General features: G+C 46.6%; 16 protein-coding genes. 2 read left to right on the top strand and 14 right to left on the bottom strand.

Going from position 1 to position 18,932, the window contains the following annotated elements; translation table 11 throughout:
- The first annotated feature begins 23 nt into the window (after positions 1 to 23).
- Positions 24 to 1,142: a deoxyribonuclease IV gene (locus NST37_RS21430; RefSeq protein WP_003390023.1), complete on the top strand. Its 1,119-nt coding sequence runs from the start codon at positions 24 to 26 to the stop codon at positions 1,140 to 1,142.
- A gap of 114 nt (positions 1,143 to 1,256) precedes the next feature.
- Here the strand turns inward: NST37_RS21430 and NST37_RS21435 are convergent, their stop codons facing one another.
- From NST37_RS21435 to NST37_RS21460, 6 genes are all read right to left on the bottom strand, one after another.
- The gene (locus tag NST37_RS21435) at positions 1,257 to 3,170 is read right to left on the bottom strand and encodes an ABC transporter ATP-binding protein (RefSeq protein WP_203421431.1); all 1,914 of its coding nucleotides are present in this window, start codon (positions 3,168 to 3,170) and stop codon (positions 1,257 to 1,259) included.
- A complete protein-coding gene (locus tag NST37_RS21440; RefSeq protein WP_003390026.1) occupies positions 3,167 to 4,894 on the bottom strand; it encodes an ABC transporter ATP-binding protein in 1,728 nt (575 codons plus the stop codon). The genes NST37_RS21435 and NST37_RS21440 overlap by 4 nt, the downstream gene beginning before the upstream one ends.
- A gap of 41 nt (positions 4,895 to 4,935) precedes the next feature.
- On the bottom strand, positions 4,936 to 5,586 hold the full coding sequence (locus tag NST37_RS21445) for a TetR/AcrR family transcriptional regulator (RefSeq protein ID WP_003390027.1): 651 nt from the start codon (positions 5,584 to 5,586) through the stop codon (positions 4,936 to 4,938).
- Between the two features lie 362 nt (positions 5,587 to 5,948).
- Positions 5,949 to 6,278 (bottom strand): hypothetical protein, encoded by a 330-nt coding sequence (locus NST37_RS21450; protein WP_339186808.1) that lies wholly within the window; start codon positions 6,276 to 6,278, stop codon positions 5,949 to 5,951.
- The gene (locus tag NST37_RS21455) at positions 6,170 to 7,756 is read right to left on the bottom strand and encodes a peptidase (protein ID WP_339185788.1); all 1,587 of its coding nucleotides are present in this window, start codon (positions 7,754 to 7,756) and stop codon (positions 6,170 to 6,172) included. Before NST37_RS21455 ends, NST37_RS21450 begins: the two co-directional genes overlap by 109 nt.
- Position 7,757: 1 nt before the next feature.
- Entirely contained in the window at positions 7,758 to 8,822 is a 1,065-nt protein-coding gene (locus NST37_RS21460; RefSeq protein ID WP_003390029.1) for a MoxR family ATPase, read from the bottom strand.
- 195 nt (positions 8,823 to 9,017) lie between these two features.
- Between NST37_RS21460 and NST37_RS21465 the strand changes: the two genes are divergently transcribed.
- Positions 9,018 to 10,571, top strand: a complete 1,554-nt coding sequence (locus NST37_RS21465) for a VWA domain-containing protein (protein ID WP_003390030.1) — start codon at positions 9,018 to 9,020, stop codon at positions 10,569 to 10,571.
- Between the two features lie 253 nt (positions 10,572 to 10,824).
- On the opposite strand, the gene NST37_RS21470 is transcribed toward NST37_RS21465, so the two are convergent.
- From NST37_RS21470 to NST37_RS21505, 8 genes are all read right to left on the bottom strand, one after another.
- A complete protein-coding gene (locus NST37_RS21470; protein WP_035980189.1) occupies positions 10,825 to 11,538 on the bottom strand; it encodes an AAA family ATPase in 714 nt (237 codons plus the stop codon).
- A gap of 49 nt (positions 11,539 to 11,587) precedes the next feature.
- Positions 11,588 to 12,346: an ABC transporter permease gene (locus tag NST37_RS21475; RefSeq protein WP_081787884.1), complete on the bottom strand. Its 759-nt coding sequence runs from the start codon at positions 12,344 to 12,346 to the stop codon at positions 11,588 to 11,590.
- Positions 12,347 to 12,561: 215 nt separating this feature from the next.
- Entirely contained in the window at positions 12,562 to 13,674 is a 1,113-nt protein-coding gene (locus NST37_RS21480; protein WP_024985469.1) for a YcaO-like family protein, read from the bottom strand.
- A 12-nt stretch (positions 13,675 to 13,686) separates the two neighbouring features.
- Complete coding sequence (locus tag NST37_RS21485; RefSeq protein WP_327955515.1) at positions 13,687 to 14,772, bottom strand: YcaO-like family protein; 1,086 nt, start codon at positions 14,770 to 14,772, stop codon at positions 13,687 to 13,689.
- A complete protein-coding gene (locus tag NST37_RS21490; RefSeq protein ID WP_171505805.1) occupies positions 14,762 to 15,595 on the bottom strand; it encodes a nitroreductase family protein in 834 nt (277 codons plus the stop codon). Before NST37_RS21490 ends, NST37_RS21485 begins: the two co-directional genes overlap by 11 nt.
- Positions 15,588 to 16,454: an McbB family protein gene (locus tag NST37_RS21495; protein WP_170208418.1), complete on the bottom strand. Its 867-nt coding sequence runs from the start codon at positions 16,452 to 16,454 to the stop codon at positions 15,588 to 15,590. The genes NST37_RS21490 and NST37_RS21495 overlap by 8 nt, the downstream gene beginning before the upstream one ends.
- A 645-nt stretch (positions 16,455 to 17,099) precedes the next feature.
- Positions 17,100 to 17,294, bottom strand: coding sequence for a hypothetical protein (locus tag NST37_RS21500; protein ID WP_141334298.1), 195 nt, complete (start codon positions 17,292 to 17,294; stop codon positions 17,100 to 17,102).
- 659 nt (positions 17,295 to 17,953) lie between these two features.
- Positions 17,954 to 18,748 carry a DUF2167 domain-containing protein gene (locus NST37_RS21505; RefSeq protein ID WP_279041682.1) on the bottom strand — a complete coding sequence of 265 codons (795 nt, stop codon included), beginning with the start codon at positions 18,746 to 18,748 and terminating at the stop codon, positions 17,954 to 17,956.
- Positions 18,749 to 18,932 lie beyond the last annotated feature (184 nt).

An 18,932-nucleotide genomic window follows, 5' to 3' on the forward strand; every position in this document is an offset into this window, starting at 1 on the left:
ACCATATAGGAGGTATTCAATCGATGATGAAAATAGGATCTCACGTATCATTCTCCGGGAAAGGGCTGCTGAATGCGGCAGAAGAAGCAGCCACCTACGGCTCGAGCACGTTCATGATCTATACAGGAGCCCCGCAAAATACGCGGCGCAAACCGATTGAGGAGCAATTTATCGACGAAGGCAGGGCTGTGATGGACAAAAACGGCATTGAAGAGATCGTCGTCCATGCGCCGTACATTATTAACCTGGGTTCGTACAAGGAAGACACGTTTGAGCTAGCTGTCCGCTTTTTGCAGGAAGAAATACGGCGAACGAGCTATCTCGGCGTACAAAATATCGTGCTTCACCCGGGCGCTTACACCGACAAGGATGCCGAATACGGGATTGAGCGCATCGCGGAAGGGCTGAATGAAGTATTAAGCGGCGTCAAAGACACGGACGTGAAAATCGCGCTGGAGACGATGGCGGGCAAAGGAACAGAGATCGGCCGCAGCTTTGAGGAAATCGCGGCGATCATCGACAAGGTAGACGACAACTACAGGCTGAGCGTATGCATGGATACATGCCATATTCACGATGCCGGCTATGATATCGTCAACGATTTCGACGGTGTCCTCGACGAGTTCGACCGGATCATCGGTCTGGACCGTCTGGCGGTTGTCCACCTCAACGACAGCAAGAACTTCCGGGGAGCCCGCAAAGACCGCCACGCCCCGGTAGGTGCGGGAATGATCGGCTTTGATGCGATGAAATACATCGTCGATCACGAGAAGATCCGCCATTTGCCGCTTGTGTTGGAAACGCCGTGGATCGGAAAGGAAAAAGGCAAGGAACGTCCCATGTACGAAGCGGAGATTGCCCTTTTGCGGGGCGATGTGGAAGGCAGGTTCGGCGACGAATTCCTCGATCATGTGGAGCGTCTGGATTACTTCTTGCGGAAACAAGCGGATGTCGACCACGATTTCGTCCACAATACGTGGAAGCTGCTCAAGGAGGACGCCAAAGCGAAAAAAGCGGATGGCCGCGAACCGATGGAGCGTTTGTACGATATGGTTGCGGAAGCCAGACTCTTCACCGACCTGAGCGAAGAGCAGATCAACCACCGGCTGATCGCCTGGTTTGCAAGCAAACACATTATGTAGAAACTGAAAGTGAAAAAAGGGTCCCCTTTCGTCGAGGGAACCCTTTTCTTTTTTGCTTTTCCTTTTTATTTTTCCGTGTTCCTTTTTCCTCGTATTCCCTGCTTTACATGTTCCCTACCCCGCCTGCTGCGCCATACCGCTTCCGGCAAACTGACTGTTGTACAATTCGGCGTAGAATCCGCCGGCCCGCAGCAGCTCCTCGTGGTTGCCCTGCTCGATGACGCTGCCGTTGTTCATGACGAGAATCAGGTCCGCGTCGCGGATCGTCGAAAGCCGGTGGGCAATGACAAAGCTCGTTCGCCCTTCCATCAGCCCGCTCATCGCTTTCTGGATGAGCAGCTCGGTTCTCGTGTCGACGCTGCTCGTCGCTTCGTCGAGAATCAGGATCGCGGGATCGGCCAGGAATGCCCGGGCTATCGTCAAAAGCTGCTTCTGGCCTTGCGAGATATTCGACGCCTCTTCGTTCAGAATCGTGTCGTATCCGTCCGGAAGCGTTCTGACAAAATGGTCGGCGTGGGCCGCCTGGGCCGCTTGCAGCACCTCCTCATCTGTCGCCCCGGCGCGGCCGTACGCGATGTTTTCGCGGATCGAGCCGTTGAACAGCCACGTATCCTGCAGCACCATGCCGAACAAGCTGCGCAGTTCGCCCCGCGGCAGCTCCCGGATGTCCCTGCCGTCAATCGTAATCCTGCCTTCGCCGATTTCATAAAACCGCATGAGCAGGTTGACGAGCGTAGTCTTGCCCGCCCCGGTCGGTCCGACGATCGCGACCGTCATGCCCGGCTTCACGTCGATATTCATATCCCGGATGAGCGGCTCCTCTTCCTTGTAGCCAAAGGAGACATGCTCAAATCGCACATAGCCTTGAGGTGCAAAGGTCCCGGCCGTAGAAACAGGTTCTGCGGACTCTTCCGGCTCGTCGAGAATTTCGAAGACCCGTTCGGCGGCGGCAAGAGTCGACTGGATGACGTTGGCGATGTTCGCCGTCTGGGTGATCGGCTGGGAGAATTGCTGGGCGTATTGAATGAACGCCTGCACGTCCCCGATCCTGATGCTGCCCCGGGTGACGAGCACGCCGCCGACTACGCAGACGAGCACAAAGCCGATATTGGAGACGAGCATCATCAGCGGCATCATGATGCCGGAGATAAACTGGGCCTTCCAGGCGGACTCATGCAGCCGCTCATTGATCGTGTCAAACTTCTCGACAGCGCTTTGCTCCCGGCCAAACGCCTTTACGATTTTATGTCCGGTATACATTTCCTCCACATGGCTGTTCAATTCCCCGAGCGCCTGCTGCTGCCCTTTGAAGTGGGGCCGCGAACGGGAGGCGATCGCCCTGATCACGACGAAGCTGAGGGGCAGCGTCAAGATCAGGATGAGCGTCATCAGCGGGCTGATGGTCAGCATCATCACAATCACGCCGATCAGCGTAATGATCGAGGTGATCATCTGCGTCAAGCTCTGCTGCAGCGTGCCGCTGATCGTATCCACGTCATTTACGACGCGGCTCATCACTTCCCCGTGAGACCGGGCATCGAAGTATTTGAGCGGCAGGCGGGCCAGCTTTTCATCTACTTGCTTGCGAAGCGTATAGACCGTCTTCTGGGCCACGCCTGCCATCAGGTACTGCTGGATATAGGCAAATGCCGAGGAAGCGATATACAGCCCGATCAAGACCATAATGATATGCCAGACGTAGGCAAAATCAATCGCAGCGCCAGGGACGCCGTTTACCTTTGCCATGAAGCCTTCAAAAAGCTTTGTCGTCGCATCGCCGAGCAGCTTTGGACTGACGATGCCAAAAACGGTGCTGAGTGCTGCAGTCAAAAGTACAGCTGTCAGCTTCATGCGGTACGGCTTCAAATAACCGAGCAGCCGCCGCAGCGTCCCTTTAAAATTCTTTGCTTTCTGCCCCGGCATAGACAGCATGCCGGGTCCTCCGAATCCCATCGGGCCTTTGTGGCCGCCCGGTCCCGGGCCAGCCCCGGGAGCACCCGGAGACATGCCGCGTTTTTGCTCGCTCATGCGATCTCCTCCTCCGTCTGCTGAGATGTGACGATCTCCCGGTAGACACCGCATGTTTCCATCAGCTCTGCATGGGTGCCGATGCCTGCTACACCGCCTTCCTCCAGCACGATGATCTGGTCGGCATCCATGACAGTGCTGACCCGCTGCGCAACGATAATCACCGTCGCAGCCTGCGTTTCATCTTTCAAGGCCGCCCGGAGTCGGGCATCTGTTTTGTAGTCGAGCGCGGAGAAGCTGTCATCAAATACGTATACGTCCGGCTTGCGGATGAGCGCCCTGGCGATGGATAGCCGCTGCTTCTGTCCGCCCGACACGTTCATGCCGCCCTGCGCGATGACCGAATCGAAGCCGTCCTTCATCCCCGCGATAAACTCGGAAGCCTGGGCGATTTCAGCCGCATGGCAGAGCTCCTCGTCGGTCGCGTCTTCTTTTCCGTAGCGGATATTGTCCGCGATCGTCCCGCTGAACAGCAGCGCTTTTTGGGGAACGAACCCGATTCTGGACCGGAGCGCCTCCTGGGACAGCTCCCGGACATCGACTCCGCCGATGCGGACGCTGCCGCTCTCCACGTCGTAGAAACGAGGGATCAGGCTGACGAGTGTCGTCTTCCCCGATCCGGTTCCGCCGATGATCGCTGTCACCTGGCCGGGCAGAGCCTCAAAGGAAATCCCGGAAAGCGCCGACTTTTCCGCGCCGGGGTAACGAAACGACACCTGATCGAACACGACGCTGGCCGGTCCATGAGCCGCCGCTGTCGCGCTATCCCGGTCCACAATGACCGGCTCTGTTTGCAGCACCTCCCGGATGCGGGCCGCCGAAGCGGAAGCACGCGGCAGCATGTTGAACATCATCGAAGCCATCATGAGCGAGAACAGGATTTGCATGGCATACTGCAAAAACGCCATCAAATCCCCGACTTGGATATGCCCCTCGCTGATGCGCAAGCCCCCGAACCAGATGATCGCGATCGAAGTGACATTCATCAGCAGCATCATGACAGGCATGATGGCTGCCATGATCTGGGCTGCCTTGATCGAGGTAGCGGTCAGATCCTCGTTGGCCGCATCGAACCTCTCCCGCTCGTGGTCTGTCCGGTTGAAAGCGCGGACGACGCGAATGCCGGTCAAATATTCGCGCAGGACGAGATTCAGTTTGTCAATCTTCGTCTGCATCGCTTTGAAATACGGGATTCCTTTTGATCCGATCAGGTAAATCGCCAAAGCCAAAACCGGAATCACGGCGATGATGACGAGCGACAGCTTGGCGTCTTTGGAGACAGCCATGATAATTCCACCGATACACATCATCGGAGCCATAACCATCATCCTCAGCATCATGATCAGCACCTGCTGGAGCTGCGTGATGTCATTGGTCGTCCGGGTGATGAGCGAAGCTGTGCCGAGCTTGTCGAACTCCTGCAGCGAAAACCGCTCGACATGGCTGAAAACGCTGCTGCGAAGCCGCATGCCGAAGCCCGATGCCGTCCGCGAAGCCAGGTAGCTGGCACCGACAGAAAGCGCCGCGCCGACCGCAGAGACGAGCAGCATCAGCCCGCCGATTTTCAAAATGTAAGGCGTGTTTTCTTTGACGACGCCTTCGTTGACGATATCCGACATCAACGTCGGCAGATACAGATTTGCTATCGATTGCAACAGCACAAATACCATCGTCCAGATGATCATGGACCGGTAAGGCCGCAAATACCGCATTAATGTACGCAAAATAACCACCCTCCGGACCTCATTGAACTCGGCTGCAAAGCTTAGACAGGGCGAAGCATCAACGCGCAGGACAACGCCGCATCGCGGATTTCCGTCTCCAGCAGCTCTTTGACTTTCTCCAGGCTATGGCCTTGCTTCAACAGTTCATCGTTTCTCTGCCGCAAATGCGCCATGCCATGCATCATCGCCCCCCAGAACTGGTCCGTGAGCAGTTCCGGAGACATGCGGCGCACTTCTCCCGCATCCATTCCCATCTTCAGCTTCTCAACCATCACTTGCAATTTGGTGTCTCTCCAGAGCAATCCTTTTATTTCCTCTTTGCCAAACAGCTCGCGCAAGTCGTGGCGCATCCGGAAAAAAAACAGCACGTGGTCGGATTGTTCAAACAGGTTGTTGAACATGGTATTGGCAAATTGTTGGCACAGCTCGACCGCGGACCCCTCCTGGCCGAAGTGGGTGCGGATGTGATTGTTGGACAAATCGAACATGTGCAAAAAAAGATCGCGGAACAACGACAGCTTGTCTTTGTAGTAGTAATAGACAAGTCCTCTGGCAACGCCCGCTCGTTCCGCGACATCGCCAATATCGGCGGCTGCGTATCCTTTTTCAACGTAAACACTGAGTGCGCCCCTCATGATCGCTTCTTTGCGCCGGGCACGGATTTCTTCGTTTTGCTCTTTCGTCCGAGGCACGGTTTGTTCACCGCCTTTTTTGATTGACTTTTTTGTCAGTCAAAATATAAACCTATTGTCAGGTTTCTGTCAATAGCCGAACTGCGAGATTCTATTCAGTAGTTTGTTTCAGCGAAAGGCCGCGTTGTTGACAAAGGGGGGCACAAGTTCAAATCCCTGCAACTCCCCGCTCCGAAACATTGCACGAGAAAAGACCAGACCGCCCTGCACAGGCGAACTGGTCTTTTTCTTCTTCCGGTTATTACTTGCTTTACAATCGGCAGCATCGACGGCGATCCTGCTCGGCGCCGGAAACCCTGCTCCAGGCCGGAAACCCTGCTCCAGGCCGGAAACTCTGCTTTCTCAAAGCGGCTTTCTCCGTATCACGATTCCATGCGAAACACGGGTCCTCTGGGCACAAACGGAAGGCTTTTCCCTTTTGGCAAAATGAAAGCGTGGCTCCGTGCGACACGGATGCGGTCACACTCGCCGTCGGTGATGACGAGAATAGGGCCGTCCGGGGGAAAGTCGTGGGCATTTTGCAAAAGATCAATTCCCGGCTGCAGGACCGTCCCGCTCCTGCCCTTTACCCGGACCCGTTCCGCTATATCGTCGGGGGAGAGATACCCGGCATCGTAGGCGGCGGCATCGCAGAAAACGACGCGGGCAAACGGGACATCACGCGACTGGCTGTAGCTGGCGATTGCTCCCAACGCTTTGCCCAGCAGCTTGGCGTCCATCGAGCCTGACGTATCCAGGACGACACCAAACGTACGGCCGGCCTGGTCGGATTCCCTGCAGCTCCATGCCGGACGCGGAATATTCGGCGTAGAATGTGCCGTCTGCTGACACGCGCGTATGTCCTGCTCTTTTCCAAAAGGGGAAAGTGCTCGTCAAACCAGCGCGCCAGTTGAACATCCCAAGGGATCGGCGGCTGTCCCAAAGCGCGAATTTCCTCGACCAGCCCTGCCGGAAGAAGGCCGCGTCCCTTTTCCTGATGATAGACGAGCCCCTGCATCAAAGCGCTGCGGTAAAAGTCATCCAGCGTCGTCCCGTGATTGGCGTCCCAAAAGCGGGGGTCTCCCTTGTCCAGGATATCCCCCATGCCGATCCCGCGCAGCGTAAACAGCTTGCGGTAGGTCCGCAGGTCGGAGACGATGCGGTCGTAAATGGCTTCGGCCGACATCCCGCGCAGCTCCGGGTCCAGCAAAACGCCGACCTGCGGCAGTTGCCCCACGTTCATTTCGACCAGCCATTGGTTGATCACGTAGTCGCAGCTGACATTCCAGTAGTACGGGTCACGCCCCATGCAGCGCTCATGGTGCCGCAGTCCCGCGTGGAGAAGCTCGTGGCCCATGACAAAAATCGCCTCTTCCCGGTCGAGCCCCGCCGCCGGATTCATGTAGATTTCACCTGCGACCACATCAATGGCGGCGACGGATATTTGCAGCCGCTGACACAGCTGCGCATCTTCGATCATCGTAAAATGGCTTGCCAGCGAAGCAAGGAGCGGGAAGTGATTGATAAACCACTGCCTTGCCTCCTGGGCCGGGGACAGCGTGGCAGTCCGGTCATCCAACGCCTGGACGTATCCTCCCGCCACGCTGACGGCCGAATGCACAGCATTGGACAGGCCTGTGCCAAACAGCGCTTCCCAGTTGACATCGCGAAAGCAGCCGCTCCCCTCCAGCTTGCCGGACAAAAGCATGTCAGGCTGTCTATCCCCTCCGGTTCCCCATCCGGCAAACCGCTCGGGGACGCCTTCGTCGCAAAAACGCCTGTACAGCTCCTCCTCGCTCCTGACGGAGTGCTCCAGCTCGCCCGCCCATGCCATCGGCGGCTTTCCGAGCTTCATGCTGGATAGAAAGGAAGCGATGTAGACATCACAGGCGATATTCCACAGAGCCGGCCTTTCTTTCTCGACAAAATGGCCAAACCCGAGGTGCAGCAGATTATGAGCCAGCACGTAGACCCACTCCTGAACGTCCAGTCTTCTCGTAGGGTGGACGTGGATCACTCCGTTTTTGCCCACGACTGCCCACCCGTTTTCCGGGCACTTGCTCCGTTTGTCCCTCACCAGCGAGACACGGCCCATGAGCGGGGAAAACATCGGATGACGCTCGAGATAGCTGACCGCTTCCAGATAAGCGGCAAGGGCGGGGTCCAGCTCCGTCTTGCTTCGTTTCGCCATCTCAGCCGTCCCTTCTTTCCGCAGCCAACCGGGGCAAATCGCGAACCACTTCCACCACAAACCACGACGGAAGCGCATTTCCCTCTTCGTGCTTGGCCACGACCATCTGCGCCATCTCCAGCGAAATCATGCTCAGCTCCTTGAGCAGCGCCTTGGCCCGGTGGGCAAAACGCTTGTGCTGGTCCGTTACCTGCGACTTGTCGGCAGGCAGCTCTTTTCTGATCTGCGCCCGGAACGAGTCGGCGAGGAAATAGAGAATATCCCGATCCTCCGGGGCACTCGGGAAAGTAGCCTCTCCTTCCAGTATCCGGTTCAACTGATACTTTCCCTGGATGTTTTTATGGAAAGCCTGAAACTGCGCCGCATGCTGGGGCGTCAAGCAGCCCCGCGCCAAAATTCCGACCGTTTCATTATCGATCGCTTCGCCGTATTCGTACAAAATGTCCGAGAGCATATGCCAGGAGCGCGGTGTGGAAAAAGGCTCCTCCGTTTTCGGCGGCTGCGACCAGAGGTAGTCGGGGCGCACCTCCAAAAATTGCAGTACATACGGATGAATGCCGTTCTCATACGCCCAGCTCATCCACTCCTGGTACGACACATTGAGCTGGACATGAAACATGCGATTGATCAGGGCGGAGGACATCGGCTTGACAATAGCGCTGTCCTGGGCCCGGTTTCCCGCTCCGATGACGATTGAGCCCTCCGGGAGATGATAATCGCCGACTCTCCGTTCATGGATCAGACTGTAGAAGGATTTTTGGACCTCCTGCGAGCAGGCGTTCAATTCGTCCAAAAACAGGCAGTACGGCTCTTCCCGCGCGATCATCCCGGGAGGGCAAAAACGGCTCTTGCCCTCTACGATTTGCGGAACCCCGATAATATCCTCCGGAGCGAGCTGGCTGCCGAGCAAGGACACGCATGGAAGTCCGACCTGCCGGGCAAAGGATTGCACCAGCGACGATTTTCCAATTCCCGGCGCTCCCCAGATAAAAACAGGCCGCGCAACCGCGACATGCAGCAAAACATCCAACAGTTTTGTTTGTGTTACGTGAATTCCCAGATTCATTCTTGTTCCTTTCTTTTCTCATCAGTTTTTTAAGTATCATCCTCGCTTTTCTGCCTTTTTGACTATGGGCACCCGTCACACCACTAAATATTTCCCATTCTAATCCAGATCAGGAAGCCGAAGCAACCAAAATCTTCAGACCGTTGTAACATTCCTTTTTTTTCCACGTCGAATCAGAAAAGGGGGTATACAGAGATGAAAAAACAGATAGTGGCAAGCGCTTTGGCATTGGTCACCCTAACGGCAGCAGGGTGCAGCTCAGGGGAAAAACAGGCAGTTGCTCCAAGCGAGAAGGCTGGCCGCAGTGTCGAGAGCAAGGCAGAGCATGCCGTACAAAATCAAGCGCAGTACGCGGCGCCTAGCAGTGCTATGGACAGGACTGTTGCCAAAAGGTCAGCCCCGGCGCCGGCAGGGTCTTACAACGGCATGCATTTCAAGAACTACGGCACCAACCCTGCTGTCGATGCGGCTGAAGATCATTTGTCCACCTTTGCCGCCGATGTAGATACAGGTTCTTACTCGGTCATGCGCAATTACATCACGCGAGGCTCATTGCCTCCTGCGGATGCTGTCCGCGTGGAAGAGTTTATCAATTACTTTCCTCTCTCCTACGAGCCGCCCGCCAAGGATGCATTCGCGATCCATACAGACGGAGGTCCCTCGCCTTTTCGTCCGGGCTACGACCTGCTCCGCATCGGGATAAAAGGCAAGGAAATCGCCGTTACAAACCGGAAGCCGGCCAACCTCGTCTTCGTGATCGACATTTCCGGGTCCATGAACCAGGAAAACCGTCTGGAGCTGGTCAAAAAAAGCCTCCGCGTCCTGGTTGACCAACTGGAGGAAAAAGACAAGGTAGGCATCGTCGTCTACGGCTCCAAAGGCAGAAAGCTGCTCGATCCGACATCTGCCCAGAACAAGGCGGCAATTATCGAGTCGCTCGACTACCTCTTGCCCGAAGGCTCTACCAATGCCGAAGAAGGGCTGCGCCTCGGCTACGAAATGGCTGCACAAGCCTTTTCTCCTGATGCGATCAACCGGGTCATTCTCTGCTCGGACGGTGTCGCCAATGTGGGGGAAACCACCGCGGAAGGCATTCTCTCCACGATTGAACGATACGCTGGCGAGGGCATTACGCTCAGCACGTTCGGCTTTGGCATGGGCAACTACAACGATGTGCTGATGGAGCAGCTGGCCGACAAGGGGGACGGAACGTACTCGTACATCGACACGTTCTCCGAGGCGCGGCGCGTCTTCACCGAAGCTTTGACCGGGACGCTCCAGACCATCGCCCACGACGCAAAGATTCAAGTCGAATTCGATCCAAAGGCTGTAGAAACGTATCGGCTGCTCGGCTATGAAAACCGGGATGTGGCGGATGAGGATTTCCGCAATGACCGCGTCGACGGCGGGGAAATCGGAGCCGGCCATACCGTGACAGCCCTTTACGAGATCAAGCGAAAGCGCCCGGAAGCCGAAAAGCTGGGCACAGTCCGGGTAAGGTATAAAGACGAGAAGACATCGCAGGCAAAAGAAGTGGCCGAGCCGATGGCAATTGGAAAAACGCTGCAAAGAGAAGTCCAATTCCTCGCCTCTGTAGCGGAATTCGCGGAAATGTTGCGAGGCAGCGAATGGGCAGAAGGTAGCTCGCTGAAGAAGGTAGCCGATTTGGCGGAAAAAACGGCAACGGGCGAGCAGCAGTTGGAATTTGTCCGCCTGGTCAAGGATGCACTGGCCCTGCGGGGAAGCTGAGTTTGCAAAAACCAAAATTGAGTAGGAGGGGGGTAATTAACCTCTCCTACTCAATTTTGAAAACACGGCCAGTATAATTTGTTTGCCGAAATACGGAGGAAAATAGCTTTTGGTGGAATCGAGGCTTAAATACTGAAGGGTTCTTTATAAAAAATACCCCTCAGTTTTTTCATAAACGGATATTTCATTGCTCCGTGTTTTACCACACAGAAATTAATAGAATTTAATGTTGCATAATGAGAAAGTTCTTAGGTTACGTATTACTTTCAATGCAGTACTGAAATGCCCTATCAGGATTGGATGTATTGTATTTTGTAAGTAAATCTTGGTAAGTACCAGCAAACTTAATATTACCTAAATGTAATACAAAAATTTTACATTCAATAAATTCTAGCTCCTGTAATTGATGAGTTGAAATTAACACCGTATGCCTATCTTTTTTTGCTATTTCTTCGATTTTATTGTATATTTTTAGCCTAGCCGTAGGATCAACTCCACTTGTAGGTTCGTCAAATATATAGAAGCTTTTATCTATTTCTGCGAATAATGTTACGAGCAACCATCTTCTTTCCCCGACAGACATCTGACCAAACTTCCGATTCCAAAGTTCACCTAGTAATTCCTTTTCTCTATCATCCGCAAGCGATAAACAAGTCTCAAAATTATTATTAAAATTTTTGTCTGATATATTAAGAATAAGTCTAGTAATATCCTTTCCTTTTAGTATCGGTGAAAAATATAAGCTTTGAGTTTGATAAACAATATCCCTTTGATTTGGAATGTTTATGATGCTGCCTTCCTGGATTGTTAAAACTCCTGTTAATATATCAAAAAGGGTCGTTTTCCCTGCCCCATTTAGTCCAATTACTACATTGACTTTATTCTCTTCTATAATCATTTCTAGATTACTGATTGCCTTTTTGGCATTCTTTGGATATGAGAATGAAATATTTTTTAATTCGATCATAATTATTCACCCACTCTTTTCTCGGCGATTATGTTGAGTAATGGATTATTTATGTTCTTCTTATAGTTGACGTAATCTTAATTCTCGACCATGCTATAGTTCCAATCGCAATATAGACCAGTGATATGAAAAGTAAATATAATTGGTTACTGATGGAATGCAGATTATTAGTCAAAATTGAATAAATAAATACTGAAAAATTAAAAACATATTCAACTGGGTTTAAATTATATAGTGTATTTATAAAAAAATTTGAAGATTCACCACGATACACTGCTAAATACGTTGCAGGAAAAATCAATATATTAACAAGTGTATAAGCGGATGACGCTCGTACGGATAAGCTGGCAACAGATAAGGATAACATAAATAAAGGAATTAAAACTACTAAATATGTGCATGCTGCAGTCAGGAACAAAATCAAGATAGGATAGGTAAAGACGAGAGAGATAGTAACAGTAAATAGAGCTAGGCAAAATATACCAAAAATAATTTGACTAAAAACTAATCCAAAAATAACAGGTGTTTTTGAACCACAAAGAAATACAAAACTTTTCAAAATACCTAGTTCTCTAAAATTGGTTAAAGTTAATCCAACTCCATTAAAAAGTATCAATACTATTGTGAATGCCCAAAAACTAGCAAAGTAAAATACAGCTTTTGATACGTCAGGCTTAGTGTGGAACCAACTATAATTTATGGTAAAAAACAATAAAAGTGGCAAAATAATTGACCAAGCTAATGCAATCTTTTCATCGATCATTGATTTTAAAAATACTATAAAAAACTCATATGATTTTTTTAGCATTTATTACTTCCCTTTCTTTAATTGAGAAAATTTTTTATGTGGATTAAATATAGATACATCTGAGAGGATAAGGAAATGGGCTTATTCAAAAGGGATTCTCTTTGAAAAAGATCATTAAGTGCCAAAGTCAAGGCTTTCTATTATCAAAAAGAAGGAATATGGTCGTTTGCTGGCGGAATATAAATTTTTTCCAATTCCTCAAAATCCTATAAAGCTTAGGGGAACGGAATTAACCTATACAAGTTTTTAAAAATTGATTGATTAAATTTACTAGAGAATTTATAATCCATTGGATTGAGTAATGCTGTATTCATATGTGGATAACAATCACTTGAAAAAACTTTTACTATTTTTGTATTAAAATCCATTCTTTCAGGTATAAATGTTGCATAAACTGAAATATCAAGATCTTCTACCACTTTTCGGATTTTGTTACTTAAATTTATTCGTTCTTGACTAGTATTTTTGTGGAATTGATATGGATTATATTGCGTTTTTGTATCGATGACAAATTTGTACTCTTGTTTAAAAGCCTCTGGGCTTAAAGTGTTACAATATTCATAATATAAATCACCATCGCTGCTTTCACTCTCATCGTTATTCCCCCAAAAGCCAGTCATAAATTGGAAATACTCATTCATAGCTCTTTCAATTGCATTCATAATGTTCCAATGTGCTCCTGCGCCAATACTGAAACTTTCTTTTCCAAAACCTAAAGCTAGTACCACCTTAATTTCGTCTGTTATCGAAATGTCAACCAGATAAAATTCTTGGATACCCTTGTATGTTCTACTCATATTTATTATCTTTTTAAGATCAATATTGTTTAACAAATTTAGCGGAATTAATTTCCCTGCTTTTTTGGTTAACCATGTATGGATCAGTGATTGTCTTTCAATAAATTCAAGAAAAGCTGCTTCAAGTGCAAAATCGCTTGAAGTGTGTGATGCTACTCCACAAGTATCACTAAACGCGTTACTCATATCTCTATCATTAAAGATAGGCAATCCATACTCTAAAATGACATCCTCAAGTGGTATGTTAATTGTCTCCCCTGTCACTAAATTAAAAGCTTCCACATAATATTTTATTCCTTGATTATTTTTAATTAATGGGTTAAAAAGAGCTAATCTTTCAAGATGTTCGCCAATAGCAGCTGCTATTGCTTTTTTGCTATTATTCTTAACCGAATTCCCATATGCTGCTTTATGTAATGCACAATCCACATAGCAATTAGAATATCCGCTTTGAAAAATCCCTTTCTTTATCCAGATTTTATTTGCAACAAAAGGATGTCCACTAATTAGATTATTAATTAAGTAATGCATAGGTATCTCCTTTTATAGTATTGGACACATTGGAATACTTTTTAAAGACTCTTGATCTAGATTGACTGTAAACCGATTGACATCGCTATCAATATTGATATACTTCTTAAGTGCAGCGTGATTGTAAAGATTAGGGGAAATGGCTTTAATAACTATTAAATTTCTATTTACAATTTGATTTAAAACAACTGTATGTAGTTCTTTTACCCAAAATGGTAGGTTTTGAACAATAAGGTCTATTTCCCCTTCAGCATCTAATGTTGAAAATTCGTTATCCTTCCTTTGTTCCTCATAAGTGTCTAGACCATCTAAAATTTCAATATACTCTAGACATTCAGGGTTCATTTGAGAATTTAAAACGATGCCAGAATAGGAATTGGAATCTAGTTCTTCTGTTTGGAACCTAAAAAAAGCGTCATCGTAAACTTCTTTGAGTAAATATGCTTCTGACATAGCTTTATGAATCGCAGTAGTAAGAACAACACTTGAACCTACTCCTGCCATAAATTTAAAAGGAGTAATATGATTTGGATTTATCACAATAATAAACGCAACTTTTAATGGACTGAATGTTTCTTCAACATAAGCTCGTACTTGGTATCCTTCTTTCCGAAAAAGGTCAAAGTATATTGAACTATAACGAGTTAAATCAAGTTTTCTTCCTTGTTTACCATACCAAAAAAGAAAAGTGGAATTTTTTTCCAAAAGTTCTTTTATTGCATTTAACATAGCCACATTACTGTTTGTGTAAGTTGCCGTTCCAGAAGTATCGGAAATAAAAGGAGCTTTGTTATTCAGTCTAGTATAGTATTTTGATATATAGGATACACTCCCACTTATTAGATCAAATGATCTAATCATATCATCTTCATCAGCTCCATTGGCTCCAATTACTAATGCTCGGCGTTCTAAGGATTCAGAAAAACCTTTCATAATTGACTTTTTTTTATCTCGAGAAATTGAGCCACAGTCAACCGGCCCTAGTCCACCATCTTCACTTTTGAATGTTCCGATCCTTGATGTCGATAAATAGATCGTTTTATTAATGAAAATTGATTCTTTATAACCAAAATTTCTTTTAGATACCTCAAACATCATTTTTTTCACCAAACCACTGGATTAATGCCACTGGTGCTAATCTGGGATTTAAACCAGATAAATATGTTAAAGCATTATCATTAAAACCAGCAAAGCAGAAGTCACCTAAGTTATTAAATTTACTAATTGACTCCCTAAAACTTTGGCACATTGCTCCTACTTCTATTAGTGCATATCTATAGCCGCGTTTTCGATATTTAGTTATAGCCCGTTTTAAATCAATAGCGTAACCAATTGCTATATTCGAAAATAAAAAACTGTCAGTTGGATTAATTTGTTTTTTTACTTCTTCAATACTTTGCTCGCTATATTCCTTAAGTAAAATCAACTCAAATTGTGTAGAATTAAATAAATAACACCCCTTAATATCAACGCCTTTTAGTACATTTTTATTAAAAATGTATACGAGTGGTAATATTGGGTACAATCCTCCTGCAGAAGGATAGTTTTTGGATAAAGTGTTAGAAAATCTTCCGAATGAATCACGTAGAATTTCCCCAAAGTCATCCATCTCTATACTCCAATCATTCACAAATGTTCTGCAACTTCTACTGCGTTCGACAAAATCCGGTTCAACACTGAATTGGAAGGATTTCTCATAATAATCTGGAATAATGTCAGTAAATTCGACCAAGCCCATCCATTCAAGCAAATTCTTATCATATTCGAACATAATCTCTGATATCCAACAGGTTTCTTGATGCATTTTTATAACTTCGTTTAGTAACCGGTTATTAAGAACCTCTGCTTGCAAGTGATTCGAAAAATCATCTTTCCTTCTTTTTTGCACTAATAATTCCTGCTTCTCATTCCTTCTATTCATAACAATCACACAGCTCCCAATGAATTGAAGTATCTTCATACTTTTTCAAATCGTCCAACTTCATTATCGTAGCCTTATTAATGTCTTCATGATGAATTTTAGAGTAGGTGAAATCATTTATTAATAATTGAATGCGCTTGACTAAACATGCGGCAATAATAATCCGTTGAGCATTAGTTAATGGAACGCCGATTTCTATGTTTTGATCCAAAGAATAAAGAATATCAACAACTTGTTGATAAGTTAAATTTTCTGCGCTTCCAATCCTCATATGTGATTCAATGTGACCAATATGACAGCAATGGCAAGGATTACACCAATTTCGATTGTAAAGTGAATCCATATAAAATTTATTATTATAAATATAGCTCATCAAAAGATAGGAATTATCTGCTTTTAAATGCCTATCCCTTATCATCTTACCTAAGTTTTTGTTATAAGGATTAAGAAAAACCAGCGATAGTTCATTTTTCCCAATTTGTTGTAAGTCATTTATTTCAATTGACTTAATTGATAATTTGTCTTTGAAATCTTCCGATAGTGTTTTTAACAAAATTTCATCTATAAAAGAATCATTACTCATAACTGTAATTAAATCGATCTTAATCTTTTTTTCTTTTACAGCACTTATTAACCCATTTGTTTCAAGAAATTCAATAGCTTGCATTTTGTCATCTTTGAAACACTCTTCTAAAAACGATTCTGAAATTTCTTTCATGTCAGTTTTGTCCCATAGCAATATTAAATCTATTAGTTCCCTATTGTGAATCTTCATTATTCCATTTATAGTTTGAACAACCAGTTCTCCATTTGGTAAATAATGGCACAAAAATTTATTGATTCGATAGTTTGAAATCATATTTACATTCACCTTTGCCTTCATTCCGTATTTATATCAACGCTGACCTATTTTGATATACCATAGCCGGTTTTAAATGACCCAAACTGCAATTTTTTCTGTTTGTTAGACGGTTGAGGCTCAGCATTTCTTTCACGATATTGTTTAACAGTTTCTCTTAATGTTGAAACGATAAGAGAGTAGTTATAGTATCGCTACAAAATAACTCTATCAATCATTAGATTATCCATCAGTTGTCCCAATTAGTAAGGATTCGGTACTGCTTGTCAATAGGAACCTTTCCACATGTCTTACACTTACTACCTGAAAAGAGATCGGCCTCAAAACTTCCAAACGGTAAACTAACCAATTTCGTTAGTAAACAGGAATCTAGGTCAAACTTTATTCCGAAGTCGTTTGGTAATTATCTAGCCCGTTTACCGTGTATGCTCTTCGCAAATCCTCAGTAAACTGCCGGTTTTCGAAGTATATGTACGGATTGATCACTTTAATCCAGGTGAGGGTGAATCAGTTTATCCCGAAGGTGACATTTATGTTTAAAAATTCTTAGCCAAATTCAAAACAGCAAGTAAATATCTTTGCACCAACCTTCATTTTGAATTTGGCCGAATTTACTAAGCCCTACTCCAAAGATATAACAGCATTTTATTTTTTAGCTATAGTAGCAGCACCGCTGCTTGATGATGAAGATGAGGCACAAAGTCGACCGCCGCCTTTTGATTTGTCAGTTAAAGATTGAATAGTGTTGAAATTCGAACCAATACCAAACTTTGAAACTCCTAATCCACCCCCATCACCGATAATTTCTTTGCTGGCACCTCGAACAATCTCTTTTTCCATACTTTTATATACCCTCCCAAAAAAATTTAATGATGGACATAAATTCCATCTGTTTCTAATATAAGGTAATTGTGAAATTTTGTAAAGAAAATCAAATTGTTATGCCAATATTCTGATATTTTTGCCAATAATCTCGAGAGTATTTTTGCATTTCCAATTTTAGTCGTTACTACTTTTAGAGCCTATGTGTTATTTTTGGATCTGATGCTAGATTAAATATTGAACACTGAGAACAGAGAGCACACCAAAATACTTAACAAGATATGATAAGGAATTTAAAATACAAACGAATCAACTTATCCAGGAAGGTGTTTCAGTGGACCGGGTAGCCTAGCATGAACACGTTGCAACGCTAGAGCAGCCAATTTTAAGTGAGATGGTTTAGAGGTTATCTATGGAAATCTGTAGGTTATTTAAGTCCTGATGATAAGGACTGAGCAACTTTCAGAAGCCTATTCGTGACCATAGGGAGGAGCATGGAATCTTAATAAAGGCATTGCGCTTCATAGCAAATAACAACATACGAATCAAGACAAAATTAGAAGGTCTGAGTCCAGTAAATTATCGACTCAAACCTTACATGATTTCAAATAACTTTTGGGGCCACTTGCTTTTACCGCCGGTGATTTCTTTTTATTTTCCTTCTACCGGTATTCTCCTTATACCGGCGGGTTTTGGCTGGCAGGAGGATTTTGGTTGTTGTCGCCTGGAGGCTGTTGCTCCATCGCTGCCTGTTGTTCTGCCTGAGCAGCGGCCTGCTTTTTCTTTTTGCCAGTCAGGAATCTCCACAGTCCGCCGATCGCAACTACGATCAGGACCCAGCCCTTTTTCAAAAAGAGCAGCAGACCCGCGAGAATCCCCACTTTCTTTGCAATCGCGACGCCCAAACCGCCGAGGACAAGCCCAGTCAGGCCGTACTCTGCCACTTTGTCTGTCGCTTCATTGAAATCTTCGTAACGATTGCCTTCTTTCAGTTTAAAAGTAGGAATGATTTCATCATGCAGCTTCTTTTTATCGCGTTGCAAATTGTTCGGATCGGAAATCAGCAGAAAAGAAACAAAGCCTTGGCGGGTCAGAACCTGAACGTTGTAGTTGATCAAAGGAGTCTTCTGGTAATCCTCGCCAAGCATGGACCATTCCAGCGTGTGGGTTTTCTCATCGTAGAACGGCTTTACATCCCAGCCGATGACGTGTAGCTGGTCTTCCGGCTTTCTTTCCTTGTTCGCCGCTTCCGTTCCTTCCTTGTAGCTTTCCAAAATGGCATCGGCGTCAATGTTGTTCTTTTCCTCGTCCTTGATATGCCCTACCTCTTCGTACTCCATGACGACGATCCATTGCTCATTTTCATTCTGAGGAAAAATGCTTCCGATTTCATTTTCGGTGGGAATATTGCCGATCTGCTTTTGCAGCTTGATTGTGTCCTCACCACTCAAAAAGACAAAATCCTTGCCCAGATCCTAAGTACCAAGACCTGATCCGACCTCGACGGATTTTCCTCCTTCGATCCAGTTCAGCTCTGGCTCAGCACTCGCTGCAGCGACGACCCCAAACGTCATGGCAACGCTCAGTAAACAAGACAGGATGGTTTTTTTCTTCATTTTCTAGTCCTTTCTCTCTCTAGCCCTTGGTTTTGTAAAA

Origin of the sequence: Brevibacillus sp. FSL K6-6036 (assembly GCF_037964015.1) — a bacterium.
Classification (GTDB): Bacteria; Bacillota; Bacilli; order Brevibacillales; family Brevibacillaceae; genus Brevibacillus; species Brevibacillus borstelensis.

Bases quoted from the DNA above. Each gene is read 5' to 3' on its own strand.
- NST37_RS21430 (WP_003390023.1), top strand. From the start codon at position 24: ATGATGAAAATAGGATCTCACGTATCATTCTCCGGGAAAGGGCTGCTG.
- NST37_RS21435 (WP_203421431.1), bottom strand. From the start codon at position 3,170: ATGAGCGAGCAAAAACGCGGCATGTCTCCGGGTGCTCCCGGGGCTGGC.
- NST37_RS21455 (WP_339185788.1), bottom strand. From the start codon at position 7,756: ATGGCGAAACGAAGCAAGACGGAGCTGGACCCCGCCCTTGCCGCTTAT.
- NST37_RS21460 (WP_003390029.1), bottom strand. From the start codon at position 8,822: ATGAATCTGGGAATTCACGTAACACAAACAAAACTGTTGGATGTTTTG.
- NST37_RS21465 (WP_003390030.1), top strand. From the start codon at position 9,018: ATGAAAAAACAGATAGTGGCAAGCGCTTTGGCATTGGTCACCCTAACG.
- NST37_RS21470 (WP_035980189.1), bottom strand. From the start codon at position 11,538: ATGATCGAATTAAAAAATATTTCATTCTCATATCCAAAGAATGCCAAA.
- NST37_RS21475 (WP_081787884.1), bottom strand. From the start codon at position 12,346: ATGCTAAAAAAATCATATGAGTTTTTTATAGTATTTTTAAAATCAATG.
- NST37_RS21480 (WP_024985469.1), bottom strand. From the start codon at position 13,674: ATGCATTACTTAATTAATAATCTAATTAGTGGACATCCTTTTGTTGCA.
- NST37_RS21485 (WP_327955515.1), bottom strand. From the start codon at position 14,772: ATGATGTTTGAGGTATCTAAAAGAAATTTTGGTTATAAAGAATCAATT.
- NST37_RS21490 (WP_171505805.1), bottom strand. From the start codon at position 15,595: ATGAATAGAAGGAATGAGAAGCAGGAATTATTAGTGCAAAAAAGAAGG.
- NST37_RS21495 (WP_170208418.1), bottom strand. From the start codon at position 16,454: ATGATTTCAAACTATCGAATCAATAAATTTTTGTGCCATTATTTACCA.
- NST37_RS21500 (WP_141334298.1), bottom strand. From the start codon at position 17,294: ATGGAAAAAGAGATTGTTCGAGGTGCCAGCAAAGAAATTATCGGTGAT.